We start from the raw sequence: 25,775 nt of genomic DNA, 5'->3' as shown, positions 1-25,775 counted from the left end.
GAAACCGCGTCCGAGGAAACCCCACGATCGACCAGCGAATGGCGCGGCTACGCGAGGGAACCGCACGATGAGCCGGACGCGCGAGGAGACGCTCGCGACGATCCAGGCCGAAAACCTCAGCGGATACCGCTGGTTCGAGGACGCGACGAACGACGCCGACGTCGTGGCGATCCAGCGCACGGAAAACGGCTGGGTGGTCTTCGCAACGGATGAGCGCGCCACCCCGCAGGGGCGACGGGAGTTCACGGAGGAAGGCCCGGCACTGGAGGACTTCCTGTCCCGCCTCCGCTCGGCCAACAGCGTCGCCGCGTGGCAAGAGAAGTCTCGCCGAGAGAACGCGCCCCGCTACTTCGTCCGCGAGCTCCGCATCGACGGTCGGCTGGTCCCCGCCCGGCTGTTCCGGCGGCGCGAGACCGACCACGGACCGGTGGACGAGTTCCTCGTGGACGTCGAGAACTGGGCACCGGATACGCGCGGCGTCCTGGATCGTGGCATCCGCTTTCCCCTGGATTCCGACCTGGACGAGATCTCGGATGCCGCCGCGCGGGAGGTGTTCGCGATGGTTGCGCGGCGCGAATACATCCCGCTGACCCGGCGCTGAACGGCAAATTCTGCCGTCCCGCGGGTTATCCACGCAAGGGAGGACCGATCTCGGCACCGCGGAAGCGTCCCGCATAGGGTGGAAGGTCGGAAGCAGGGAGGGGGCCCGATGACGAGCACGCACGATCCATTGCGCCTGGCCGACGTCGATCCGCTCGTGTTCACCGAGCGTGCGGGCGCGGGGCAGGTCGTCGGGGCCGTCGCGTTGGATGTCGTCATGCCCGTGGCGCTGCTGGCGGCCGGGGTCATCCTCTTCGTCGCCGGCCAACCCGCCCTCGGCTGGCTGTTCCTCCTCGCCGCGATCGCGCTGCTCGCCGTCGCCGTGCGGCTGCTCGGACGCACCGGCCGCACCCTCGGCGCCGCCACCGTGGACGCACGTATCGTGCGCCGCACGACCGGTGCGGCTGCGGGCGCCACGGCGCTCGGCGCCCTGCTCACCGGCAAGCTGGGCATGTTCGACCTCCGCCGCGGCCGCGACCCGTTCGCCCCGGCGATCGCGGCGTTCGAGTTCCCCGACGCCACCCCGACCGCCGCCCCGAGCCGTGCCCGCCGCGGCATGGTCCCGACGCTGCTGCTCGACTCGGGCGAGCGCCTTACGCTCGACACCGCGCTCGTCCTGGGCCGCGATCCCTCGGCCCCGGCCGACGCCCCCGCCGAGGTGTACCGGTGGGCGGACATGTCGCGCACGCTGTCGAAGTCGCACGTCCGCCTGGAGTGGGACGGCCGCCAGGTCTGGGTCACCGACCTGGGTTCGACGAACGGCACGTTCGTCCGCGGCGCCGGCGCGTCGACCCCGCTCCTGCCCCACCAGCGCACGCCCGTGCCGACCGATGTCGTCCTCGAGATCGGTGACCGCACTCTGACCGTTCGGGATGCCGCATGACCACCGTCGCCCACCCCCTCCTCGACGCCGCCGGCCCCGGTTGGGCGGGAACCGAGAGGCGCGCGCCGATCGTCGCCCTCACGACCGCGATGAGCGACTTCCTGCACAAGACGGCGAGCGAGGGCCTGCGCCCGATCATCGTCACGGGCGAGTTCTCGCGCATGACGCAACCGCTGGCCCAGGTGCTGTCGGCCGTCCAGGGGCACTGGGTCGTTCGGACCCGCGCCGACGGGTTCTACGACGCACGCACGGGCGTCCGGATCGACGCCCCCGCCGACGCGCTGACCTCGGTGGCGCCGACCACGGACAACGTCCATCCCCTCTTCGTCCGGGCGCAGGTGGCATCGACTCTCCAGGTCGTGGCGACGGTGTCGACGCGGCACCGCGTGACCCGCCCGGTGCGGCTCGGGGGCGTGGCCGAGGCGGCGGTCGCGCTGTTCACCGGAGCGGAACCGACGGCGTGGGGCGCGGTCGAGCCGCTGCTCGCGCCGTGGGACCGCGACGACCTCACCGAGCGGTCGCGGCGGCGCATCCCGCTCGACAGCCACTGGGTCGCCGTCGGCGGCGGCGACCGCGCGGTGCTCTCGACCGTTCAGGTCGGCCGCACGAGCGAGGGTCTGGAGGAGACGACGCGGGTGTGGGCCGCGGTGCCGGGCGTCGGCCGCGACAGCGGTGCGACCGCGACCGCGGAAGCGCGCGAGCTCCTCGCCCGCGCCGCGACCGTGGGCCTGCCGCTCATCGGCCTCGCGTTCGCGGCGATCGGCGCGCCCGACCTGGCGCGTCGGGCCACGGCATCCCCCCAGCCCGAGCCGCTGGCGCTCCTCATCGGGCCCGTGGGCATCCGCGCGCTCGGAATCGACGCGAAGCGCTGGATCGACGAGGTCGGCGGAACGACGGTCGGCAGCCCGCGGCTCCCGGGCGCGCTGCTTCCCCTCGGCTCGGTCGACGGCGGCGGGTGGGGACGCCTCAACGACGTCCTCGCGACCCTCGACCCCGAACGCCTCGGCGAGCTGCTGAACCTCGCCCCGCACGTGCGCGCGCAGTTGCGTTCCACCGAAGGAGTGCACTGATGCCCGACCAGCGCGACATCGTCCTCATCGAGCAGGCGAAGATCCAGCGCATGCGCCTGGGCGCGGCCCTCGTCTACGGCCACATCGGCGAACGCCGCACCGTCAACGACCACATGAAGCGCCTGATGGGCTCGATCATCGTGGCCGCGATCGCGTGCGCCGCGTGCGTCGGCGTCTCGTTCGTCTCGCAGCTGCTCGCCCAGCGGGCGCAGCAGCCGACCTCGATCGTCCAGACCCCCAGCGGAGGCCTGATCCCGTGAGCATCTACACCCGTCTGACCGTCGCGGGATCCGAGCGTCGCGCCGAGGTCGTCGTCCCGAGCGGCGAGCCCGTCGGCGCCGCGATCCCGCGCCTGCTCGATCTCCTGGGCGAGACCGCCGGAACCGTCGCGCGCCCTCTCGCGGTCATCGCGCCCGACGGCGAGCAGATCGACATCGCGCTGACCCCGCAGCAGCTCGACCTCGCCGACGGCACGCTCGTGCGCCTGGTCCGACTGGATGCCGCGCCCCCGCCACCCGTCGTGATCGACGTCACGGATGCCGCCGCCGACGCGCACGACGCCCGCCCCGACCGCTGGGACGAGCGCGCGCGCACGATCGCCGGAGGCACGGGCATCGCCGCGGCCTTCGCCGTCGCCGGGTGGCTGTCGCCGTGGTCGTCGCCCACGCTCGCGGCCTTCGCGCTGCTCACTACCGCCGTGGTGCTCGCCGCGATCGCCACCGGCCTCGGACTCGGGGGGCTCCGCCGCCTGTCGACGTGCGTGGCGGCCGCTGCCGCGGGACTCTCGCTCCCCGTGGGCAGTGCCACCGCTGCGGCGCTGGGATCCGGTTCGTCGGCGCTCCTCGCCGGCATCGCCGCCGCGCTCGCCACCGGCTTCACCGTCGCGCTCCTCGGCGTGGGGATCGCGCACCGCCGTCGCGGGGCCGCATCGGGCGGGGCTCTCGGCGCCGTCCTCGCCTCGCTGTACCTCGGACTCCTCCTGGCGGGAGTGGATGCCATCGCCGCCTCGGCCGTCGCCGGCGTCGTCGCCGCGTTCGCCACCGGCCCGCTGCCCTGGATCGCGCTCTCCTCGGCGGGGCTGACCGACCTCGACCAGCGCGCCGCGGAGGGCGCGCCGCCGGCTCGGCCGCGCGCGTTCGCCGCGATCGACGAGGCGTACGCGGCGCTCACGTGGAGCGTGGGGGCCGTGGCATCCATTCTCGGCGTGACCGGGGTCGTGCTCGCGCTGTCGGGCACGATCTGGACCGAGCTGCTGGCCCTGGCGTTCTTCCTCGTCGCGGCGCTCCGCACCCGCGCGTTCCCGCTGCGGTGGCAGGGCTGGCTGCTGTGGATGGCGGCCGGCGCGATCGCGGCCGCGGGGCTCACGGTGCTGCTCGTCGGCGGTCTCGGTTGGATCGGCGCGGGCGTGGCGGTCGTCGTGGCCGTCCTGCTCGCCACGATGGTGCTCGTGCAGCCGCGCCCGCACGTCCGCGCGCGCCTGCGCGGCCTCGGGAACGTCGTCGAGACGCTCGCCGTCGTCGCGCTGATCCCGCTGCTCGTGGGCACCCTGGGCATCTACGCCGAACTGCTGGCCATGTTCGGCGGCCGGTCGTGACCGTGCTCGATCTGCGGGCGTTGTCGACGGCGGTGTTCGGCAGCGGCGCGAACGCGCGTACCGAACTGACCTCGTGGGATGCCGCGATCCGCGGCGGTCTGTCGACGACCCGCCGCGTCGGCGTGGTGTCGCTGTCGCCCGGCGCCGGCACGAGCACGGTCGCGCATCAGCTGGTGCGCGCGGTCGCCGCGCGGCGGAGCGAGCCCGTGCTCGCGGTCGAGGTCTCGACCGGGACCCCGGGCCTCGCGGCACGCCTCGGTGCGGAGCCGGTGCCGCCGGACGACACCCGCGCCTCGGCCCGCACGACGGCGGAGGCGCTGAGCGGACTCGAGGTGCGCGACGGCGTCGTCGCCCTTCGCCCGCGCGACGCGGACGACGCCGTGGGCGCGTGGCTCGGCGAGGCCGCACCGATCGCCCGCTTCTTCGACGTGTCGGTCACGGACTTCGGGGCACGGCATCCGCTCGCCGACCTCGCCGGCTGCGCGGCCCTCTGCGACGTCGTGTGCCTCGTAGCCGACGCCCGCCGCTCGCCGGCCGAGCACGCGCGCTCGGTGGTCGACGCGATCGCGGGGCTGCCCGAGTCGCCGTCGGTCGTGCTCGCGCTCGTCGATCACGCTCGGGAGGGTGACGGCGTGGCTCGCGCCCTGGCGACGGGAGCGGAATACCCGGTCGTCGCGGTGCCGTTCGATTCGGGCCTCGCCGCCGGGGGCCGCGCGCGCCGCTCGGCGACGCAGCTCGCCGTCGTGCGGCTGGCCGCGGCCGTGGTCGCGGCCGGGGGAAGCGCCGGGCGGGCAAGCGCAGCCGCCGGAACCGCCGCCGCCGGAACCGCCGCGAGCGGAATCGCCGCCCCGGGGAGGACCGCATGACCGTCCGCATCGTCCACCGCCCCGCGCGGATCAGCGAAGCCGTCGAGCCCGCGGCCGACGTCATCCTCGCGCCGCCACCGCCGATCGGCGAGGGCGCGACGGGCTTCCCGCTGCAGTCGCTGCTGCCCATCGTGGGCAGCCTGTCGTCGATCACGATGATCGTGCTGCTGCGCAACAACCCGATCATGGTCGTGGTCGGTGCCGTCATCCTGGTCGTCGCGCTCGTCGGCGGCCTCGGCATGGCCCTCACCCAGCGCGGCAACGCCGCCCGGCAACGCCGCGTGCAGCGCGAGCGCTACCTCGACTACCTCGAGGAGACGCGCGAGGCCGTCCGCGAGACCGCCGATGCGCAGCGCACCGCGGCGCTCGCGCTCCACCCCTCCCCCGGCACGCTCGTCGAGATCGCCGCGGACCCCGCCCGGCGCTGGGAGCGGCGACCGGGGGATGCCGATTTCCTCCGCGTCCGCATCGGCACGGGCGACCTGCGCGCGGTCGAGGTGGCCCTCCCGCCCGAGCAGAACCCCGTGCAGCCGTTCGACCCGGTGATGCGCGAGTCCGCCGAGCGCATGGTCCGCCTGGCCGGCATCGCGCAAGGCATGCCCGCGACCGTCGACCTCGAGCGCGGCGGTCAGGTCTCGCTCGTCGGTGCGCGGCCCGACACGCTGCGCGTCGCGCGGGCGCTCGCGGCGCAGATCGCGGCGTTCCACTCCCCCGACGACGTGCACATCGCCGCGGCCATCGCCCCCGGTCAGCGCGACGACTGGCACGGCCTCGACCTGCTACCCCACCTCGCCAGCGACACCCCACCCGCCGGTGCCGTCGCCGCACGGCGTCTGGCCCCGAGCCTCCCCGAGCTGCTGTCGCTCCTGCGCGACGAGCTGCGCGACCGCGTCGCGACGGCCGCCGCCTCTCGCCGCGCGGGCCGCAAGACCAAGCCCGGGCGCCTGGTGATCTTCGTCGACGAGGCCGATCACGCGGCATCCCCCGTCCCCCGCCTGGATGCCGCCCTCGACCTGACCGCGCTCGGCGTCACCGTCGTACACCTCGTCGACGACCGCCTCAAGGAGCCGACCTCGGTCGCCGTCCGCGTGACCGTCGAGAACGGCACCGCCACCGTGGAGACCCCGGGCACAGGCGAAGCCGCGGTAAGTGGCATCTGGGTCGATCCCGTCACGCCCGCCGCGCTCGACGTGGTGGCGCGCCCCCTCGCGGGGCTGCGGCTCACGCGTACGTCCGCGCAGGACTCCGGCACGGCCCTCGCCCCCGACGTGACGCAGCTCCTCGGCGTCGCCGACGTGGATGCCATCGACACCTCGGCCGCATGGCGAACGCGCAGTGCCGCGGAGTTCCTGCGCGTGCCGATCGGCGTCGACGACCAGGGCGGCCCGGTGCTGCTCGACCTGAAGGAGTCCGCGCAGCTCGGCATGGGCCCGCACGGCATCTGCATCGGAGCCACCGGTTCGGGCAAGAGCGAGCTGCTGCGCACCCTCATCCTGGGCCTCGCGCTGACGCACTCCCCCGACGACCTCAGCATGATCCTCGTCGACTACAAGGGCGGTGCGGCGTTCGCGCCGTTCTCCCGGCTCCCGCACGTCGCGGGCATCATCGACAACCTCGCCGACGACCCGCAGCTGACCGAGCGCGCCCGGTCGAGCATCCAGGGCGAGGTCGTGCGCCGACAGCGCCTGTTGAAGGATGCCGGGAACGCGGCATCCATCGGTCACTACCGGCAGATGCGCCGCGAGCGTCCTGAGCTCCCCGCGCTGCCGCACCTCTTCCTCGTGATCGACGAGTTCGGCGAGCTGCTCACCGCCGAGCCCGACTTCGTCGAGCTGCTGCTGACGATCGGGCGCATCGGCCGATCGATCGGCGTGCACCTGCTCCTGTCGAGCCAGCGCATCGAGGGCGGGCGCCTCCGCGGTCTCGACACGTACCTGTCGTACCGGATCGGCCTCCGTACGTTCTCGGAGTCGGAGTCGGCCGTGGTGCTCGACACCCCCGACGCGTTCCACCTGCCGGCGATCCCCGGCTTCGGGTACCTCAAGGTCGACACGTCGGTCTACACGCGGTTCCGCGCCGGATACGTGTCGGGCCCGGTGCCCGACCCGGTCGAGTCGGGTCCGCGGCACGACGACGCGCCGCCCGTGCTGCGCCTGCCCGCGTACGACCTGCCCGACGTGACGCCCGAGGCCGAGCAGCTCGACAGCGCCGAGCCCGAGACCCCGACCACCGGCCGCACACTCGTGCAGGCGGCGACGTCGCGGCTCGCGCGCGGCATCGCCCGCACGCGTCCGGTGTGGCTGCCGCCGCTCCCGCCCGTGCTGACCCTCGGCGGCGTGCTGCCGCAGGCCGACGGCGCCGGGACGCTCCGCGCGCCGATGGGCCTGCTCGACGACCCGTCGAAGCAGACGCAGTCGCCGTGGATGCTCGACCTCACGCGCTCCGGCGGCCACGTGTCGATCACCGGCGCTCCGCAGTCGGGGCGGTCGATGTTCCTGCGGACCCTCGCCGCGTCGCTGTCGTTCACGCACTCGCCGCGCCAGGTGAGCATCTACGGCATGGACCTCACGGGCGGCGGCCTCGCCCGCATCGAGCCCTTCCCGCACGTCGGTGGCGTCGCGACGCGCGGCAACCGCGAGCGGCTCACGCGTCTGCTCGAGGAGCTCACGGGCATGCTCGCCGTGCGCGAGCGGGTGTTCCGCGACCACGGTCTCGACTCGCTCGCCGACATGCGCCGCCAGCACGCCGACGGGCGCCTCCCCGACCTCCCGAGCGCCGACGTCGTGCTGCTCGTCGACGGGCTCGGGGCGCTGCGGCAGGACTTCGAAGACCTCGAGACCCCGCTCGCGCAACTGCTCGAACGCGGCGGCAGCTTCGGCATCCACGTCGTCGTCGCCCTGTCGCGCTGGAACGAACTGCGCATGAACCTGCAGGGACTCATCGGCACGCGCCTCGAGCTGAAGCTCAACGATCCGGCCGACTCGCAGATCGCGCGGAAGCTCTCGCAGACCCTCCGCGCCGACGAGCCCGGCCGCGTGCTGACCGACGAGAAGCTGTTCGCGCAGATCGCTCTGCCGCTGCTGGAAGAGGTCGACGACGGCGACACCGGCGAGGCCCTCGAACAGCTCGCACGCGAGAGCGCAGCTCGCTGGGGCGGCCAGGGCGCGGCGCCCATCCGGCTGCTGCCCGAGGTGCTGTCGCCGGCCGAACTGCCCGACGCGATCGACGAACCGGATGCCGTGCCCCTGGGCCTTCGCCAGGACACGATGCAGCCGGTGTCGCTCGACCTCGTCACGCGCGACCCGCACCTGCTCGTTCTCGGCGACAGCCGCTGCGGCAAGACGACGCTGCTGCGCGGCATCGTGCAGGGCGCGATCGACCGGCACTCGGCGGAGGAGCTGGTCGTGGCCCTGATGGACGCGCGCGGCGAGCTGGCGGCGGAGGTCCCGGATGCCTATCTCGGCGGGCACGCGTCGTCGGGTCGGCAGGCGCGGCTGCTGGCCGAGTCGATCGCGGTCGAGCTCGAGAAGCGCGCGAACGACCGGGACGCGGGTCCGCGGATCCTCGTGATCGCGGACGACTTCGACATCCTCGCCGCCGGCGGCACGGAGCCGCTGCGCCCGCTGCTGCCGTACCTGGCGTCGGCGCGCGACCTGCGGCTGAACGTCGTGGTGAGCCGCCCCGTCGCGGGAGCCTCGCGCGCGATGTTCGACGTGGCGCTGCAGGGCATCCGCGACACCGGTGGCACCGCGCTGATCATGTCGGGCGACCGCTCCGAGGGCGCGCTGCTGCCCAAGCTCTACGCCGAGCCGATGATCGCCGGCCGCGGTCGCCTGGCCCGCCGCGGCGAGCGTCCGACCCTCGTTCAGGTGGCGAACTTCGTCGCGAGCGAGGGTGAGCCGTTGGGTGCTTCGGCGGTGGGAGCGCCGGCGGAGGTCGAGCCCGTGGTGGATGCCGAGGGGGCGGATGCCGTGGAGGAGACGACGCGAGAGTTGGCTCCGGCGGGCGCTGCGGCGCCCGAGGCTGCGCCCGCGCCCGTGCCCGCGTCCGCGGCGCCTTCGGGCGGCGACGACCAGCCCCTGACCCGACGGAGGAGAGACAACCGTGCCCCGTAACAGCGTCGCGTTCACACGCGAACCCGTCGACATCGACGCCCTCGCCGCGGCGGTCTCGGCCGTGCTCACGCCCGAGGAACTCGCCGCGACCGCGGTCGAGATCCGCCCCCTCGACGACGGCGCCGCCGCCCAGATCCTCGTCGCCGAGCAGGTCGTGCTGACCGTCCTCCGCCCCCGGCTGACCCCGCCACCCGAGGAACTCGCCCGGGTCTACGGGGCGATCGACGTGGATGCCGACGCCCGGTGGTCCACCGACAGCTTCATCACGTGGGAACCGGAGGGCGTCATCGGCGCGCGGCTCCTCGAAGCCGCCGCCGCGGCGCGCGGGGGTGTCGCGGCGCACCTGGGCTGAGGCTTCACCAGCGGGTCAGGCGGTGCCGCCGCTACGCGGCGTTCACGGAGTGGTTCGGAGAATCGACCGTTACCCGGTCACCCCAGCAACGACCGCACCCGAAAGGCATCGCCATGACCACCACGCCCGACCAGAACGCGGCCATTACCCCCCCCCCCCCCCCCCCCCCCCCCCCCGGACCTGATCTAGGCCGACGCACCATCCTCCAAGGTGCCGCCTGGACCATCCCCGCCATCGCAGCCACCACCATCGCCCCGGTCGCCGCCGCCGCCTCCGCCGCACCCGTTCTGACGTTCAACCAGACCAGCTATACCGGCGTCGCCTGCGGCACCATCACCGGCGCGTACATCACCGTCACCGTGGGCGGCGCCCCCGCCAACGGAGTCACGGTGACCACCACCCTCAGCGGCGGGTACACCTTCAGCGGCGGGTCTCAATACAACAGCCAAGCCAGCGTCAACGGACGCGTGAACCTGCCCGCTATCAGCTTCCCGCCCCAAGGAGGAAGCGGCACGCTCACGGCAACCGCCAACACAAGCGTTGTAAGCGCATCCGCGAACGCGCCAACGGTCAACAACTCCACCGTCAGGGAACCGAGTGGCGCCAAAACTACATACGACTTTCCCGCGGGCACGACGAGCCCAACCGGTGGCACGTTCCTTACCCCCGACGGCGACTTGTACCTCTACTCGACCCACATCGCCTCAGGAGTTGTGGACGCCTACAGCCACGCGGAAACCAACGTGGGATGGTGGGTCACCTACATACGCGCCGATGGGACGGGCGCAGGACGCTACCCAGACGGGACGAGCGACGCCGTCACCCTGACGCCAGGCACCAAAGTGGTCGGCCTCTCCACCTACCTCACACCGCAAGGCGAGTTGGTCCAGTACATCAACAGCATCGCATCCAACGTCGCCTCTGCCGGAGCCGTCGGACAGAGCAACGTCGGATTCTGGACGAGCTGGGTGCTCGCCAACGGTTCGGCCACCGTCAGAGAACCTAGTGGCGCCAAAACTACATACGACTTTCCCGCGGGCACGACGAGCCCAACCGGTGGCACGTTCCTTACCCCCGACGGCGACTTGTACCTCTACTCGACCCACATCGCCTCAGGAGTTGTGGACGCCTACAGCCACGCGGAAACCAACGTGGGATGGTGGGTCACCTACATACGCGCCGATGGGACGGGCGCAGGACGCTACCCAGACGGGACGAGCGACGCCGTCACCCTGACTCCAGGCACCAAAGTGGTCGGCCTCTCCACCTACCTCACACCGCAAGGCGAGTTGGTCCAGTACATCAACAGCATCGCATCCAACGTCGCCTCTGCCGGAGCCGTCGGCCAGAGCAACGCCGGATTCTGGACGAGCTGGGTCTCAAAGCCGACCTGCTGAAAGGCCTCGCGGAACTCTGTCATCGTGATTGAGAGGTTCGGCGCGACGGCCTGTGGGGCGCGGTGGGGGATGACGAGGCATTTCGTCGCGCATCACACCCATTGCGCCCCACGCAGTCGGCATGCCTAGCGAATAGGGACGACCCCGGCCGATAGGCCTCAGCATTCGCGCGCGGGCTAGCTAGCGGTACCCAGCATCCCGTCGAGGCAACGGCCGGACCCATCCACGCATGCCACCCGCCATGTTTGGAGAGCCGGTGAGCGTCCGGGAGTGCCAGCGGTTGACCCGAGAATCGAGGCTCCATCCACCACCAGGGGCCGCTGACGGCGCTCCCGCACCGCCGGCAGCCCAGAACCTGCAGGGCGCGTGTGTAACGCCGACGTCGGGGCGGAGCGAGTTGCGAGTGCTCTTTGCCTTCGACCCGGCGCGAAGAGCGATCCTGCTCCTCGCGGGCGACAAGGCAGGAAATTGGTCCAACTGGTACCGGGCGCACATTCCGCTCGCGGATGAACTTTTCGATGTGCATCTGGCCCAGGTGAAGAAAGCACAAGCCGAGAAGAAGAGAGAAAAGTGATCTGCATGGCCGTGAATCGTGAGCAGCTCCTCGCGAAGCGTCCCGTCGACCGCGAACGAATCGACGCACACAAAGAGCGGATGCTGGGCGAAATCCGCGCCTACCACCGCCGTGAGCTGCGAGAAGCGATCGGCCTGACCCAAGAGCAACTCGCTGAGCGCATCGGCGTGGGACAGCGGCAGGTATCGAAGATCGAACGGGGCGACCTCGACAACGCGAAGATCGGGACGATCCGCAAGTACATCGACGCTGTGGGCGGCGAGTTGGTCATCGTGTACGTCGCCTGTCCGCCGCGTAAGACAGAAGCGTGACTTCACCACTACGGTCGCTCCGGCAGCGCTGCAAGCCGGCGAAAGTGATTGCCCCGGCGCGCCGACGCCAGAGGCGCCTCGTCCGGGGCTTACTTCATCAGACTATCAGGGGACACCGCTTAGGCGACCGCTGGCGTTCGCCAGTCGCGACGGCATGGCATCCTCATCGCGTGCATCCTGTTGATCCATCGAAGCTCCAGCTGGCTAGCATCGTCGGTTCCGGACGCCTCGCTCCCTACGAGAGAGCGTGCGGCGCGGATACGGCGAAGGCGATCCGCCTGTACACCTGGAACATCGAGGCGAGCGCAGCGTTCTTGGGCGCGTACGCAGCGTTCGAGGTCGGCGTCCGGAACGCCATGCACAACGAACTCACGACGTTCTACGGCCGCGCGGACTGGTGGGCGGTTGCGCCGCTCAGCACACCGCAGAACGACGAAGTCATGGTCGCATCGGAGTATCTCGACGCACGCAAGCCTGGGGCATGGACTGAGGGACATCTCGTAGCCGAGTTGAAGAACTCCTTCTGGGAGGGCTTGCTCGTGAATCGTCTCCACGCCGCACTTTGGAATCCGGCGCTGATCAATGCATTCCCCAACTACACCGGCCGGCGCGGCGAGCTCCGTGATCGGCTGGAGAGATTGCGGCTCCTCAGGAACCGGGCCGCGCATCACGAGCCGATTCACGAACGCGATCTCCGTGTCGACCACCGGTTCATGTGCGAGGTGGCCACATACGTCTCCCACGACCTCGGCACGTGGATCGCCAGCCACTCACGACTCCCGGGCGTCATTGCAGGTCGAGCGGACACCATTGCGGGTTTGCGACCCTCCCGCTTCTAGACCGGGGACACCAGTCGGCATGTGCAACAGATCTCCCCCAGCGACGCGCCGGCCGATGCGGCAAGCGGAGAGCGGAACCTCGCCCGAGCGGCATCCGTCCGCGGAGGAGAGGGAGGCGCGCGGCGCCGAGCTAGCGTGCGAGGAGGAGCATCACGAGGGGCCGTGGCGGGAGTCCCTCACGGTCTGGAACTGATCCCGCTGATCAAGCCGATGATGTGCGTCAACCTGCGTGGCTCCATCGGAGGAACGGGACTCAAGCTCTTCCCGGACAGGCTGAACAACCTCGCCCACTGGGTCCTCGGCGAGGAGACCTTCGTCCGCGGCGGGCAGAAGATCAGCCTCCCGCACCCGCGCTGGCGTTACTCGACCCACGACGGCCTCTCAGCTTCCTGACTATCGCCATGCATCAAGAGGGTGAACCCGCGGACGTTTCGGACCTCACGACGTGAGCTGCGCGGCTGCTCGGGCGCGGTTTGGGGCGCATTCCGCGCGTTGGGGCGCACGAATCACGCCCCAACGCTAGAACCGCGCCCCAAACCGAGCGAATGCCCCGCGGACGCGGCACCGCACCGCCGCGCCCTACCCCAGCGCAGGCGTCCGCGGCGGCACCGTCCGCCGCGGACGCAGCGCCTCGAACGCCGCGGCCATCGACAGCAGCGCCGCGTCGTCGTACGCGCGACCCGCGAACGTGACACCCGACGGCATCCCGATGTCCGGCATCGTCCCCAACGGCACGGTCACCGTCGGCACCCCGCAATGCCGGATCGCGAGGTTGCCCGTCGCGACCCACACGCCGTTGCGCCACGCGATGTCGGCTGACGCCTCGTTCACATCGGCGTCGGCGGGCGCCACGTCGCTGAGCGTCGGGAAGAGCACGGCGGCGAAGCGGTTGGCATCCATCCACTCCTCCAGATCACGGCGTCGGGTTTCCTCCAGACCCCGCAGGCCGACGGCAAGCTCGGGGATGTCGGTGAACGACGCCACCGGATGCTCGCGCACATGGCCGGGATACGACGCGATGTCGTCGTCGAAGCCCGTGTACCGGTCGGGCAGCGCACCCTCGGGGTGCGGGAAGATCGCCGCGCCGTCCACCGACGCCAGACCGGGATGCCCGTTCGCGCGGAGGAAGTCGTCCCACGCCCACGCCGACAGGTCGACGATCTCGCGGTCGAGGAACTCCTGCGACACCAACCCCCGCGTCTTGATCGTCGGCGCGCCCGGACGATCGCCCTCGTAGTTGCTCACGAGCGGGAAGTCGCAGTCGACCACGATCGCGCCGGCCGCCTCGAGATCCGCACGGGCGACATCGAGAAGCGCGCGCAGTGACGGCCGCAGCTCGATCGGCTCACCGGTCGGCCCGCCCACGCCGCGCGGACCGGTCCCCACCAGCGGGTCGTCGCCGATGAACATGCGCGGGATGCCGATGCGCTTACCGTGCAGCGACGAGCCCTCGGCGAGCGCGGCGAATGACGGCGGCCGCACCTCGCCCGCGGAGGGCAGCGGCACCCACGGCTGCGCGCGCCAGAAATCGCCGCGCGTCTCGGGGTCGTCGGCGACGATGACGTCGAGCACCGCGAGCAGGTCGGCCATCGAGCGGGTGTGCGGCACGACGACGTCCATGGTCGGCACGAGCGGCCAGTTGCCGCGCACCGAGATCATGCCGCGCGAAGGCGTGTACGCGCACAGGCCGTTGCAGGCCGCGGGCGCACGGCCGCTCGACCACGTCTCCTCGCCCAGGCCGAAGACGCCGAACGACGCGGCGGTCGCGGTACCCGACCCGTTCGACGAGCCCGACGCGAACGCCGACGTCAGGAAGTCGGCGTTGTAGGGACTCTCGGCGCGGCCGTACAGCCCGCGCTGCATGCCGCCGTTCGCCATCGGGGGCATGTTCGTCAGCCCGAGGCAGATCGCACCGGCCTCGCGCAGCCGCGCGATCGTGAACGCGTCGTTCTGCGCGACGAGGTCGGCGAACGCGGGGCTGCCGGCGGCGACCGTGAGGCCGCGCACCATGTAGCTGTCCTTCGCCGTGTACGGGATGCCGTCGAGGAGCCCCCGCGCCTGACCAGCCGCACGGCGGGCGTCGGACTCGGCCGCCTCGGCGAGCGCGTCGGGGTTGCGGACGACGACGGCGTTGAGCTTCGTCACGGTGTCGGGACCGTCGTACGCGTCGATGCGCGCGAGGTGCGCCTCGACCAGCTCGACGGCGGTGGTGCGGCCCTCGGCGAGGGCGGCGGCGAGATCGGCGATGGATGCCTCGACCACATCGATCATGCGGACACCTCCGGCTGCTGCTGGGTGATGCAGTGGATGCCGCCGCCGCGCGCGAACAGCTCGCGGGCGTCGACGGTCACGACCCGGCGGCCCGGGTAGACGTCCTCGAGGATGCCGCGAGCCGTGGCATCCGCTTCCTCCTCGCCGAAGCCGCAGGCGATCACGCCGCCGTTCACGACGAGGTGGTTCACGTAGCTCCAGTCGGTGTCGCCGTCGGCGTCGCGGATGGTGGCGGGTGCGGGCAGATCGACGATCTGGAACGGGCGGCCCGTGGCATCCGTCTGGGTGGCGAAGAAGGCCCGCAGCTCACGGGTGACGGCGTGGTCGGGATGCGCGGCGTTGCGCTGATCGTGGAGGAGCAGCACGCCGGGCGAGGGGATCGTCGCGACGATGTCGACGTGTCCGCTCGTGCCGAAGTCCTCGTAGTCGCGGGAGAGACCGCGCGGCACCCATACGGCGTGCGTGGCGCCGAGCGTCCGGAGCATCTCGGCCTCGACCCGCTCGCGCGTCGCGTACCGGTTGCGGCGCGGATCGAGCTGGACGGTCTCAGTCAGCAGGACGGTTCCTTCGCCGTCGACATGGATGCCACCCCCCTCGTTCACCAGCACCGAGCTGACGAGCTCGGCCCCGACCGCTTCGGCGACGATCCGGCCGTGGTGCGCCGCCTTCTGCCACACCGACCAGTCGTGGTCGCCCCAGCCGTTGAAGATCCAGTCCACGGCGCCCAGGACACCCGGGCGCTCGGGGTCGACCACGAACGTCGGACCCGAATCGCGCAGCCAGAACTCGTCGACCGGCGCCTCGAGCACCTCGATCTCGCTCGACAGCATCCGGCGGGCGCGGGCGAGCTCGGACGGGTCGACGAGCATCGTCACGGGCTCGAACTCGGCGACGGCGTGGGCGACCGCGGTCCACGCGGCATAGCCCGCTTCGCGGTCGGCATCCGTGTCTCCGAGGGTCGGGCCCTCGCTCGGGAACGCCATCCAGGTGCGGGAGTGCGGAGCGGTCTCGGACGGCATGCGCCAGGTCATCGCGGGGTCCTTCGGGGTCGGGGTGGGCGGCGGGTGCGGGTGGCGGGTGCGGGGGGGGGGGGGGCGGGTGCGGCGTCGTGCGGTTTGGGGCGTGATCGTCGCGTTGGGGCGGGGAATTCACGCCCCGAACCGAGGAACGCGCCCCAAACCCGGGAAAGGGTGCCGCGGCCCGCGTTGCGTCACACATTAAACGTTTAAGTGAAAGCGGCGCAAGACCCGATCCGTCGGGTAACGTCGGCCCACGTGACCCCGCGCAAACCGACGCTGCACGACGTCGCCGCGGCGGCGGGCGTCTCGATCGCCGCCGCGTCGTTCGCGCTGCGCGACAAGCCCGGGGTCTCGCCTGAGACCCGCGAGCGCGTGCTCGCCGTCGCCCGCGACCTCGGGTACGCGGTCAACGTCCCGGCGCGCAGCCTCCGCACCGCGCGCTACGGCGCGATCGGCCTGCATCTCCCGCCCGGCACGACGCGCCTGCCGTACTACACCGAGTTCGCCTTCGGAGTCGTGGATGCCGCCGACCGCCTCGGCCTCTCCGTCATCCTGCTGCCCCACCGGGATCCGGACGACGCCTCCCCTCCCACGGCATTCGTCGACGGGTACATCGTGGTGGATGCCACGACGGAGGATGCCGGCATCCGGGCGATCCTCGACACCGGGCGCCCCGTCGTGAGCTCCGAGCAGCTGCTCGGCGCGGAGGACCGGGTCGCAGGCAGCGTCGTCTCGGACCACGGCACCGCGACGCGCGAACTCCTCGACCATCTCGCGGCGCAGGGCGCACGGCGCATCGCGATGCTGCTGCCGCCCGAGGGCACCGCCTGGAGTCACGACGTCACGCGCGCGTACGAGGAATGGACCGCCGGGCGCGGTGGCATCCCTCTCTCGCGTCGGATCGGGTTCGTGCCGGTGCCCGACGAGGTCGCCGCCGCGATGTCCGAGGTGATGGGAGAGGCGGATGCCGTGGTCGTCGCGCCCAGCGGATCGGCGGTGCCCGCGCTGGCCGCCGCCTCCCGCGCGGGGCGCACCGTCGGCGAGGACCTGCTGCTCGCCGCGTACGTCGACGAGCCGCTGCACGCGCTGCTCACCCCGACCGTCACGGCGCTCGACCTGCAGCCGCGGGAAGTCGGTGCCATGTGCCTCGAGGTGCTGGCGGGGGATGCCGCGGAGCGCTTCCGCGTGCACCATCCGCTGCTGCGCGCGCGGGCGAGCACGGGTGCGGCGGGCCGGGGCTCGGGCTCGGGCGCGGGCGGGGCCGGGAACACCGAGACTGCACGCGGCTGACAAGCCCACTGCAGGCTGCAACCGACTTGTCACGCGGATGCAGTCTCGCGGCCCACGCCTACCCTCGCGGCCCCCGCCCGACCCTGCCACGCCGCACGACCCCGGCGCCCGCGGACCTAGAGTGAACAGCGTGCAGGTGAGGTTCTTCGGCGGCCTCTCCGTGTCGTGGGGCGCGGACGAGGGAGCGGTCCCCGGGCGCGGGCAGCAGGCTCTGCTGCTGCGCCTCGCCGTCGACGCCGGAACCACCGTCGGCTACCGCGCACTCGCCGACGACGTGTGGCCGACCGACGCTCCGGAGGACCCGCGCGCGGCGCTGCAGTCGCTCGCGTCGCGGCTGCGGCGGACGCTCCCCGACGGGTTGCTCGCGTCGGTTCCCGGCGGGTATCGCCTCGAGCTGTCCCGCGACGACATCGACATCACGCGGTTCCAAGACCTCGTCGCCGCCGCGCGCGCCGAGAACGATCCGGGGCGCGCCCGCGAGGCCCTCGCGCTCTGGACCGGCGACCCGTGGATCCCCCACGACGGGTTCGACTGGCTCGTCCGCGACCTCTGGCAGGACCGCGGCCACGCCGAACGCCTCGCCGCCGCGACCCCGACCCCCGCGCCGCAGGCGCCCGTCGTCCCGGCGGCGATCACCGGCCTCGTCGGACGTGCCGACGAACTGGATGCCATCCGCGACCGCCTCACGACCGACCGGCTCGTGACGGTGATCGGGCCGGGCGGCGCGGGCAAGACCACGCTCGCCCTCGAGACCGTGCGCGCGACCGCGGATGCGCTCGTCGTCGAGCTCGCCCCGGCTGCGACGGGAGAGGTGTGGGCGGCCATCGCGGGTGCGGTGGGTCATGGCATCCGTCTGAACGAGTCGGCGCCGAGCGCCCCGACGAGCCCCCGCTACCGCGTGATCGAGGCCGTCGCCGGACGCGACGTCGTGATCGTGCTCGACAACTGCGAGCACGTGATCCGTGAAGCGGCCGAGGTCGCCCAGACCCTACTGCTGAGCACCCCGGGCCTCCGGATCCTCGCCACGAGCCGCGAACCGCTGGGCGTCATCGGCGAGGCCTTCGTCGACCTCGGCCCGCTGCCCGCCCTCGACGCCGACGAGCTGTTCGCCCGGCGCGTGCGGTCGGCGCGTGGCATCCCGCCCGCCCCCGACGAGCGCGAAACGGCCGCGCGCATCGTGCAGCGCCTCGACGGCCTGCCCCTCGCGATCGAGCTCGCCGCCGCCCGCGCCCGCACGCTCACGCTCGCGGAGATCGACGCCGGACTCAGCGACCGCTTCGCGCTGCTCGCCCACGGTCCACGGCTGAGCCCCGACCGCCACCGGACGCTCCGGGCCCTCATCGACTGGAGCTGGGACACCCTCACCGACCCCGAACGGGTGGCGCTGCGCGCGTCGTCGGTGTTCCCCGACGGCATCGGCAGCGGCGACGCCGCCGCCATCGCCGAGGCGTTCGGAGTGGATGCCACGGTCTTCGACGCCCTCGTCGACCGATCGCTGCTCGTGCGGCGCGACGGCCGCTTCCGCCTCCTCGAGACCGTGCGCGAGTACGGGCTCGACAGGCTGCGCGCCGAGGGCGCGGAGACCGAGTACCGCGAGCGCGCGGCCGATGTGCTCACGGTACTCGCGGCCGAGCAGGAGCGCACGATGCGAGGACCCGGGCTTCCCGCCGGCCTCGCGTGGTTCGACGCCAACGAGGAGAACGTGTCCTCCGCGCTGCGCACGCGCGCGGCCTCGCCGGATCGACGTCCCGGACGACGGCTGCTGCGCGCCCTTCTGTGGGCGTGGGCCGTGCGCGAGCGCATGGAAGAGCTGCGTCCCGCGCTCGCGCAGTTCTCCGACCCGGACGCGCCTCTTGACGACGAGCCCGCCGTGGTGGTCGAGGCGCTCGCGCTGTTCTCCGCATCCTTCCCCGAACCGGGCCGCACCGCGACGTTCGACGGTGGCGAGTTCGCCGCCCGCCGCGCGGAACTCGTGGAAGCCGCACGTCGGTATCCATCGGAGGTCACCGTGCTCGTCGGGCCGCTGTTCGGCTTCGTCGAGAGCGTGCGGGAGGCGGCCGCGTCAGGACTCGAGGAGCCGTGGCGCATCGACGTCTCGGACGACGAGATCGAGGCCGCTCCCCCGTGGTCGCGCGCGATGCTCCATGTCGTGCGGGCGGGCGCCGCGGTCAACGCGGGGGAAACGGCCACCCTCGGCGTCGAGAGCGAGAAGGCCGTCCGGCTGTTCTCCGAGGTCGGCGACCCGTGGGGGACGGGGATCTCGAGCCAGCTCTGGTCCGAATGGCTCATGCTCGACGGCCGGCTCGAGGAAGCGCTGGAGGTGACCGACCGCGGCCTCGAGGTCGTGTCCGGTCTGACGTCCGTGTCCGACCTCCTGCAGTTGCGCGCCCAGGCCGTCGGCATCCTGCTCCGACTCGGCCGGCTGGAGGAAGCCCGCGCCCGCGTCGACGACATGGGCGACATCGCCGAGACCGACGGATCGGTGCGCGCCCTGTCCCAAGCGCGGATGGCCGCCACCCAGGTCGAGATCGCGGCGGGCGACGGCGCCGCAGCCCTGCGCCAGTCGGAGTCGATCCCCCTCGAACCAGGCTTCCCCGAGCAGCTCACGGCCTGGGCGGGCGCACAGCGCGCCGAGGCGCTCCTGCTGCTCGACCGCCCTGACGAGGCGCGCGCCGCCCTCCGCGAAGCCGTGCCCCTCGCGGTCCGGTCGCACGATCACCCGGTCGTGGCATCCGTCCTCGTCGCCGTCGCGGGCTGGAACGCCGCCGTCGGGCGAGCCGACCTCGCACGGGAGACGCTCGCACGCGCCGCGACCGTCCGCGGTGCCACCGACGAGCGCGAACCCTTCTGGCGATGGGTGGAGGAACGCCTCGGCGGTCCTCCGGCCTCTGCCCCTGGCATCCCTCCCGCTCTTCTCGGAGAAGTGGATGCCGACGTGCTCCTGGCTCTGCTCGACTGAGCCTGGCGCACTTCGGCGCGGACCGGAAAAGCCGCTGAAAGCGGATTCTTCTCTTTCGGCGCCCTTTCGCTGCGTCAATGAATACGACGCAAATGATGCATCAATTGGACGGATCCGACGTCGAACGCCGTCTGCTCCCGTTTGGCGGGAAGCCTCTCGACGAATCAGATCTCCAGATCGAGGGATCACCGGGTAAAGGCTTTCAGGTGGGCCGCGCATGGTCCACCTGAGGTTCCCACGAATCTCTGCCGTCGTCGGGGCGCGTCTCCATCCTTCTTTCCGTCGAAGCAACCGCCCATGTCGAGAATGCGGACACGGACGTTGTCGCCGAGCCCGACGAGATCATCCGAATCCTCGGGAGTACCGCCGGATCGTGGAACGATCCGGATTCCGCAGCACCGCGCTGGCGCGAACGGCGTTACGACGCCGGCAGGGCTTCCGATCCGGCTGATGTTTCGGGCCTCGGGAACGCCTGGCTGCGGGTGGCGGGAAACCTGGGCGCGGACACCGGAGAAACTCCGGCGTCCGCACCCGGCATGGCGAATCAGGCCACGACGATGATCTGCGCCGAACCGCGGACGCCACCGTTGTTGCCGGTGTTGGTCTCGCCGGCCGTCACCTCGAGGTTGCCGTTCATCGTGTAGCTGGTGTTCGTCGGGCCGCCCACGACGTGCGCCCACCGAACGGTGTACTGCCCCACCGGGAGCGCCGCCGAATGGATGTACGTGTAGTAATCACGACCCCCATTCTGGAAAGTGTTCAGCAACACCCATCCCGCCGTGGTGACGCCGTTTCCGGGCAGCCCGAGCGTGGCGCCCGGGTTGTTGTTCGCCGAGGGAACGCTGAAGGTCACCTGCGCGTTCGGCGCCGCGTCCGGACCGACGTTCTGGAACGTGAAGTCGACGAACGGCGTCTGTCCACGTGCGACCCGGTTGGCGTTGACGACCGGACCGGAGACGTAGACCAGGTCGAACCTCGCCGGTGGGACGGTCGAAGCCGAGGCCGCCGGGGCCGCGACCGCGGCGGCGACGACGGGGACGGACCACGCGGCCCCCTTGATGATCGTCCGGCGATGGACTCCGCCGTGGGACTCCTGCGGGGAGGGATTCTCGTGCGACATGGGACTCATTTCTCGAAGGAATGCGGTACCGCTCAGCATGCCGAGGCGCTCCCCCAGCGAAGAGGCGGTGCGCGCATCACGGAGAAAAGCGTCGCCTCACGACGCAAAAGTCCGGGTTTCGCCCCTGCGGGGCGCGCGCCTGCACGGGACTGGAAAAGCATCGATTCACTTGAAATCGGTCAGGGGCGAATACCCGAATGCGTTCGACTTCTTTCCCACGGCGACCGATGGCGAAGATGAATACGTGAGCAACGGAGGCCATACGTGACCATGGGAGACGCCGCAGCCCAGAACTGCGATGATTTCGGATGGGGGCCCGTCGGTCCTATTGACCACACCCTCGTCGCCGAGACCGCCCAGTCGGAGTACTACGGGTACGGCCGGGCCTGGTCACGCTCGTCGGAGTACACGCTCCGGGGCGATGCGCGATCTCTGTACCTCGTCCTGACCGTCGAGGGCGGCTTCGAGTTCACCGTCGACGGCGACACCGTGACCACCCAACCGGGCGAGTTGATCTTCCTCGACGGTCGGGACGGCAGCGCCGCGCGCACGCGGATGGAGACGGCGAGATTCGTCTGGTTCCTCCGACCGACGGTCCTCGATCCTCGCCGTTCCCGGTTCGCTCTCAACGAGCCGATCGATACCTCCAATCCCCCCATGCAGAGCCTCGTCTCGATGACCAACGCGCTCCTGAACGCGGGAGACGATCTCCCGGCGACGACCCAGGGCCACATCGGTCGCGCCGCGGAACACCTCATCGCCGCCGCGCTCAACGAACGGCCCGTGGCATCCGAGACTGCGGCCATGCACCGCGACGGCCTCTTCACGACGGCTCAACTCCTGATCGACCGACACTTCCGTGACCCCGTGTTCGGGGTGAACGAGCTGGCCCGTCAGCTGGCCAGCAGCACGAGCCACGTCCATGAGATCTTCTCCTCCATGGGCACGACACCCCGGCGGGAGTTGGAGCGCCGACGCCTCAGCGAGGTGGCCGCGCTGCAGAAAGCGAGCCCGACGCTCGAGCAGATCGTGCAGGACTCCGGGTTCACCACGATGCGGCAGTACCGAGCGGCCGTCGCTCGTCAGGGCCGGAGACCGCGATCCGAGGAGAACCCTTCCGGCTGAGTTCCCGCCGATGTCCCGACGGACGCGTCTCGGCCCGTCGGGAGGACGGGAAAAATGTCGACCACGCGCGTCACGATCTGCGCCGTCCGTCGTCTCTCTGATGAAAGCCCGACGACCGAACGGTGACCCATGGAGACGACGATGACGGCGATGTTCCGCCCCCGAGACACGCGACCCCTTCCCCGCGGGATGGTCCGCCTGCACATGAGCACCTTCGACAGCAACGGGTTCACCGTTCACTACGAGGACCTCGTGGTCTCGCCCGAGCAACTCGGATCGGCCTTCCGTGCGCTGGGCGCTCCTCTCCGCGCCGATGCACTGGACTCCGGCGACCAGGGACTGGCATCCATCGGGATCCTCGGATGACCGCGGTCATGGCCCGCACCCGCGCCGACATCGTCCGGACCCCCGACCGTGAACTCACCCGCCGTGCCCTTCCGCGACGGGACGCCGCGAGCCGGATCCGGGTGATCCCCGTCGACGGCACCGCGCCGATCGATCTGCCGACGCTGCCCGTCGGGCTCCGGGTGCGATCGCTCGACGGCTCGATCGACGAGGCGGGACATCTCCGCGTGCACGTGCTCTTCACCAACGGACGCCTCTGGAGTTTCGGACCCGAATCGGACCGGTGGGAGCAGGAGGCACTCGGCATCGAGCGCGTGCACATCAGCGCATCCGGCCGGGAGAAGGCGCTCCTCCGGGCGGACGGGGTCATCGAGCTGGTCGACGGCGAGCGGACGACGAGGTGGACGCACCCCGGTCGGTGGTCGAGCCTTCCCTACCGTTCCGTGCTGGCATGCACCGAGGACGGCGAGCCCGCGGTGTACACGCTGTCCTCCGCCGGCGACCTGTCGGTCGTGCGTGCGGACGGCGCCCGCCTCGTCGACCGTCGCGTGTCGGCCGTCGCCGCGGAGCCGGGCGAGAACGGGACCGTCGTGTACGCGCGCCCGCAGGAGTTCCGGGTCGGCCGCCCCGACGGCACCTCGACCCGACTGGGATCCCGCTTCCGCGACATCCGCCCGTGGGCACGTACGACGATGCGCGCCGTGACGTCGACGACGACCGCCGACGGTGCCGTGGTGGTCCTCGCGCACGATCTCGAGCAGAACCTCCATGTGTGGAGCTCGACGGCCCCCGCCTGCCGCTATGCCACGCTCGGCGAAGTGACCACGTTCCCGCACGCCCTGGCCGACCAGCGGGGCGTCGTCGCGACGCGCGGCGGCTCCATCCGGTGGGTGTACCCCCACGGTCAGACGCTCCCGGTCGAGGCCGGAGACCTTCCGGGGCGGGCGCGGGCGGTCGAACTCCGCACCGCCGTCGCCGCCGGCGGCGAGAGGACGGTCTACGCGCGCGGTTCCGACTGCCGACTGTACTCGTCGCACGCGGGGTCGTCGCAGTGGCAGCTCGTCGCCGACGACGTCGAGGTGTTCGACCTGATTCCCGGACGGGCCCACATCATCGTGGCATCCACGGCCTGAGACCCGTCACCGGGGCGGGATGCCTCCGGCGGGCTCGGGTGCCGTCCCCGTCACCGGGATGCGGGGGACGGCGTGAGGTGCACGAAGACCGCCGGACCGCGCCTTCCCGTCGCCGGATCGAAATACCGGATGCCGAGGGTGAAGGGCCCTTCGCCGGAGACGCGGAAGACGGCCGAGAAGACGCCGTCGGCGTCGAGAGTCATCGGATCGGGTCGGCAGGGGTCGGCGTCCGGCACCTTGATGCGCTGCACCGCGGCATCCGGAATCCCCGTCACTCGGAGCTCGAATCGGTCCGCTTCCACCGTCGAGCCGTCCGTCGGTGACGCGAACGCGGGAGGCGCTGCGACATCGATGGCGATGGGGGCGCTCGGTGGCGATCGGCGCTCGCCCACCGACTGCCGCACCGTGAGCGTGTGCGCGCCCGGCCCGAGGATCTCCGCGTCGGAGACCGCGCAGTCCGCCGCGTCGAGCGTGTCGGCGCGCCACCGGCCACCCGGGTCGGCGGTGGTGGTGGTCACGATCCGCCCGCTCGCATCCGACACCTCGATGCGCGCCCCGGCCCGCGCGCCGGAACCGGACAGCACCGGGTACAACCCGTCGGCACCGGACCCTTCTACCTGGACCGACAGGACGGGAAGGGATGCCGGCGGGGTCGACGGCGACGGGGAGGGTGTCGGGGGCGTTACCGCCGGTGACGTTGCCGCGGGTGTCGGCGCGACAGGGTCCGGCGCGACCGGTGCCGGAAGGCGGGGAGCCGGGGCGCGGTCCGTCGGCGCGGTGTCGCGATCGCCTTCGTCCGCGGGCGGGTTCGACGCGGATGCCGAGGGTGTCGGCGCTGAGGTGCGCGCGGGGGCAGGAGGGGCGTCCGCGCCCGTCGAGGAGGACGCCGTCGGACGAGACTCCGCCGCGACCGGTCGGGCCTCCGTGGGATCGGCGACGAACGCGACCGCGGCGAAGGCAGCGGTCGCCACGGCGACGGTGGTGACCGCGACCGCGATCGACACCCCGGCCCGCTGACTCACCCAGCGAGCGCGGCGACGACCTCGCCCGGAGCCTGCCGCGACAGTGGCGACCGCCCCGCCGCGCGCCCACGCCGCCGCCGTGGAGGCGGCAGCCACCCCCACCACGATGGGGACGAGCACCTTGGCCAGACGGGCGGACCCCCCGGACACCTCGCTCCACGCGATCGCGCACCCGTCGCACTCGTCCGTGTGCGCGCGGACACGACGAGCGGCGTCCGACGTGATCCGCTCCGAACGGAGCAGGCGGATGACCTCCACGCAGTCCTCGCTGCGTGCGGACGTGAGCTGCGACGACATCCAGGCGTCGCGGAAGCCGCGGCGCGCCCGGTTCACCAGCGCCGACGCGGCGTTCGGCGCCACCCCCAGCATCGGCGCGAACTCCCGGGGACGCAGCCGCTCGACCTCGCTGTACCAGAGCGCCTCCTGCCAGCGCGGAGGCAGGGAGCGGAACACCTCGTACGTCGGGCCGGAGGAGAGCTGGACCGACGCGTCCTCGTCGACGAGCATCCGGACCGCGGCCTTCTCGTCGGTCGGATCGAACGCCTCGTCCCGAGCATCGACCGTGCCCCAATCGCGGGCGACACTGCGCACCGCCGTCAGGAGATACGCCCGGAATCCCATCGTGGGGCCGCCGCCGTTGCGGATCGCCTTCAGCACGCGGGCGAAGGCCTCGGACACCACGTCGTCCGGGTCGAGCGACGTGAAGGCGCGCGCCGCGTTCCCCGCGGCCCGGCGGTGCCGCAACCACAACTCGGCGTAGGCGGCGGAATCTTCGCGCCGTACGCGCTCGACCAGCGCATTGTCGGAGCGGTCGTTGGCATCCACATCGTCGATCGGCGGCACTGTCTCTCTTCCGTCGATCCCCTCGGTACGGCGGTCGGCGGGCCGCC

The 25,775-nt window shown here is 71.9% G+C and carries 22 protein-coding genes; 18 read left to right on the top strand and 4 right to left on the bottom strand.

The window, feature by feature from the left end; genetic code table 11:
* Nucleotides 1–67: 67 nt before the first annotated feature.
* From RKD05_RS07990 to RKD05_RS07930, 13 genes are all read left to right on the top strand, one after another.
* Nucleotides 68–601 carry a hypothetical protein gene (locus tag RKD05_RS07990; RefSeq protein WP_424709224.1) on the top strand — a complete coding sequence of 178 codons (534 nt, stop codon included), beginning with the start codon at nt 68–70 and terminating at the stop codon, nt 599–601.
* Nucleotides 602–709: 108 nt separating this feature from the next.
* Entirely contained in the window at nt 710–1,483 is a 774-nt protein-coding gene (locus tag RKD05_RS07985) for an FHA domain-containing protein (protein ID WP_424709222.1), read from the top strand.
* Complete coding sequence (locus RKD05_RS07980) at nt 1,480–2,553, top strand: DUF6177 family protein (RefSeq protein WP_424709220.1); 1,074 nt, start codon at nt 1,480–1,482, stop codon at nt 2,551–2,553. The genes RKD05_RS07985 and RKD05_RS07980 overlap by 4 nt, the downstream gene beginning before the upstream one ends.
* A complete protein-coding gene (locus tag RKD05_RS07975) occupies nt 2,553–2,813 on the top strand; it encodes a hypothetical protein (protein WP_424709218.1) in 261 nt (86 codons plus the stop codon). The genes RKD05_RS07980 and RKD05_RS07975 overlap by 1 nt, the downstream gene beginning before the upstream one ends.
* The gene (locus RKD05_RS07970; RefSeq protein WP_424709216.1) at nt 2,810–4,147 is read left to right on the top strand and encodes a hypothetical protein; all 1,338 of its coding nucleotides are present in this window, start codon (nt 2,810–2,812) and stop codon (nt 4,145–4,147) included. The genes RKD05_RS07975 and RKD05_RS07970 overlap by 4 nt, the downstream gene beginning before the upstream one ends.
* Nucleotides 4,144–5,013 carry a hypothetical protein gene (locus tag RKD05_RS07965; RefSeq protein ID WP_424709215.1) on the top strand — a complete coding sequence of 290 codons (870 nt, stop codon included), beginning with the start codon at nt 4,144–4,146 and terminating at the stop codon, nt 5,011–5,013. The genes RKD05_RS07970 and RKD05_RS07965 overlap by 4 nt, the downstream gene beginning before the upstream one ends.
* Nucleotides 5,010–9,128, top strand: a complete 4,119-nt coding sequence (gene eccCa, locus RKD05_RS07960) for a type VII secretion protein EccCa (RefSeq protein ID WP_424709213.1) — start codon at nt 5,010–5,012, stop codon at nt 9,126–9,128. Before RKD05_RS07965 ends, eccCa begins: the two co-directional genes overlap by 4 nt.
* Nucleotides 9,118–9,480 (top strand): hypothetical protein, encoded by a 363-nt coding sequence (locus RKD05_RS07955; RefSeq protein WP_424709212.1) that lies wholly within the window; start codon nt 9,118–9,120, stop codon nt 9,478–9,480. The genes eccCa and RKD05_RS07955 overlap by 11 nt, the downstream gene beginning before the upstream one ends.
* 113 nt (nt 9,481–9,593) lie before the next feature.
* Entirely contained in the window at nt 9,594–10,877 is a 1,284-nt protein-coding gene (locus RKD05_RS07950) for a hypothetical protein (RefSeq protein WP_424709211.1), read from the top strand.
* A gap of 229 nt (nt 10,878–11,106) precedes the next feature.
* Entirely contained in the window at nt 11,107–11,451 is a 345-nt protein-coding gene (locus RKD05_RS07945; protein ID WP_424709209.1) for a type II toxin-antitoxin system RelE/ParE family toxin, read from the top strand.
* Nucleotides 11,452–11,456: 5 nt separating this feature from the next.
* Nucleotides 11,457–11,762, top strand: a complete 306-nt coding sequence (locus tag RKD05_RS07940; protein WP_424709207.1) for a helix-turn-helix domain-containing protein — start codon at nt 11,457–11,459, stop codon at nt 11,760–11,762.
* A gap of 170 nt (nt 11,763–11,932) precedes the next feature.
* Nucleotides 11,933–12,601: a hypothetical protein gene (locus tag RKD05_RS07935; RefSeq protein WP_424709205.1), complete on the top strand. Its 669-nt coding sequence runs from the start codon at nt 11,933–11,935 to the stop codon at nt 12,599–12,601.
* Nucleotides 12,602–12,763: 162 nt separating this feature from the next.
* Nucleotides 12,764–12,994, top strand: coding sequence for a hypothetical protein (locus tag RKD05_RS07930; protein WP_424709204.1), 231 nt, complete (start codon nt 12,764–12,766; stop codon nt 12,992–12,994).
* Nucleotides 12,995–13,180: 186 nt separating this feature from the next.
* On the opposite strand, the gene RKD05_RS07925 is transcribed toward RKD05_RS07930, so the two are convergent.
* Nucleotides 13,181–14,872, bottom strand: a complete 1,692-nt coding sequence (locus RKD05_RS07925) for an amidase (protein WP_424709202.1) — start codon at nt 14,870–14,872, stop codon at nt 13,181–13,183.
* Nucleotides 14,869–15,903, bottom strand: coding sequence for an agmatine deiminase family protein (locus tag RKD05_RS07920; protein ID WP_424709201.1), 1,035 nt, complete (start codon nt 15,901–15,903; stop codon nt 14,869–14,871). Before RKD05_RS07920 ends, RKD05_RS07925 begins: the two co-directional genes overlap by 4 nt.
* 243 nt (nt 15,904–16,146) lie before the next feature.
* Between RKD05_RS07920 and RKD05_RS07915 the strand changes: the two genes are divergently transcribed.
* Both RKD05_RS07915 and RKD05_RS07910 read left to right on the top strand, forming a co-directional pair.
* Nucleotides 16,147–17,181, top strand: coding sequence for a LacI family DNA-binding transcriptional regulator (locus RKD05_RS07915; RefSeq protein WP_424709200.1), 1,035 nt, complete (start codon nt 16,147–16,149; stop codon nt 17,179–17,181).
* A gap of 130 nt (nt 17,182–17,311) precedes the next feature.
* On the top strand, nt 17,312–20,140 hold the full coding sequence (locus RKD05_RS07910) for an ATP-binding protein (RefSeq protein WP_424709199.1): 2,829 nt from the start codon (nt 17,312–17,314) through the stop codon (nt 20,138–20,140).
* A 544-nt stretch (nt 20,141–20,684) separates the two neighbouring features.
* Here the strand turns inward: RKD05_RS07910 and RKD05_RS07905 are convergent.
* Nucleotides 20,685–21,260, bottom strand: a complete 576-nt coding sequence (locus tag RKD05_RS07905) for a hypothetical protein (RefSeq protein WP_424709198.1) — start codon at nt 21,258–21,260, stop codon at nt 20,685–20,687.
* 264 nt (nt 21,261–21,524) lie between these two features.
* On the opposite strand from RKD05_RS07905, the gene RKD05_RS07900 reads away from it, so the two are divergent.
* From RKD05_RS07900 to RKD05_RS07890, 3 genes are all read left to right on the top strand, one after another.
* A complete protein-coding gene (locus tag RKD05_RS07900) occupies nt 21,525–22,385 on the top strand; it encodes a hypothetical protein (RefSeq protein WP_424709196.1) in 861 nt (286 codons plus the stop codon).
* 204 nt (nt 22,386–22,589) lie between these two features.
* Complete coding sequence (locus RKD05_RS07895; RefSeq protein WP_424709195.1) at nt 22,590–22,751, top strand: hypothetical protein; 162 nt, start codon at nt 22,590–22,592, stop codon at nt 22,749–22,751.
* A complete protein-coding gene (locus RKD05_RS07890; protein WP_424709193.1) occupies nt 22,748–23,863 on the top strand; it encodes a hypothetical protein in 1,116 nt (371 codons plus the stop codon). The genes RKD05_RS07895 and RKD05_RS07890 overlap by 4 nt, the downstream gene beginning before the upstream one ends.
* Nucleotides 23,864–23,913: 50 nt before the next feature.
* Here the strand turns inward: RKD05_RS07890 and RKD05_RS07885 are convergent, their stop codons facing one another.
* Nucleotides 23,914–25,728: a hypothetical protein gene (locus tag RKD05_RS07885; protein WP_424709191.1), complete on the bottom strand. Its 1,815-nt coding sequence runs from the start codon at nt 25,726–25,728 to the stop codon at nt 23,914–23,916.
* Between the last annotated feature and the right edge of the window lie 47 nt (nt 25,729–25,775).

Source organism: Microbacterium sp. SLBN-111 (assembly GCF_049739645.1).
Lineage (GTDB): Bacteria > Actinomycetota > Actinomycetes > Actinomycetales > Microbacteriaceae > Microbacterium.
Note: the sequence above shows the minus strand (reverse complement) of the source record. Positions and strands in the feature narration are given on the sequence as shown.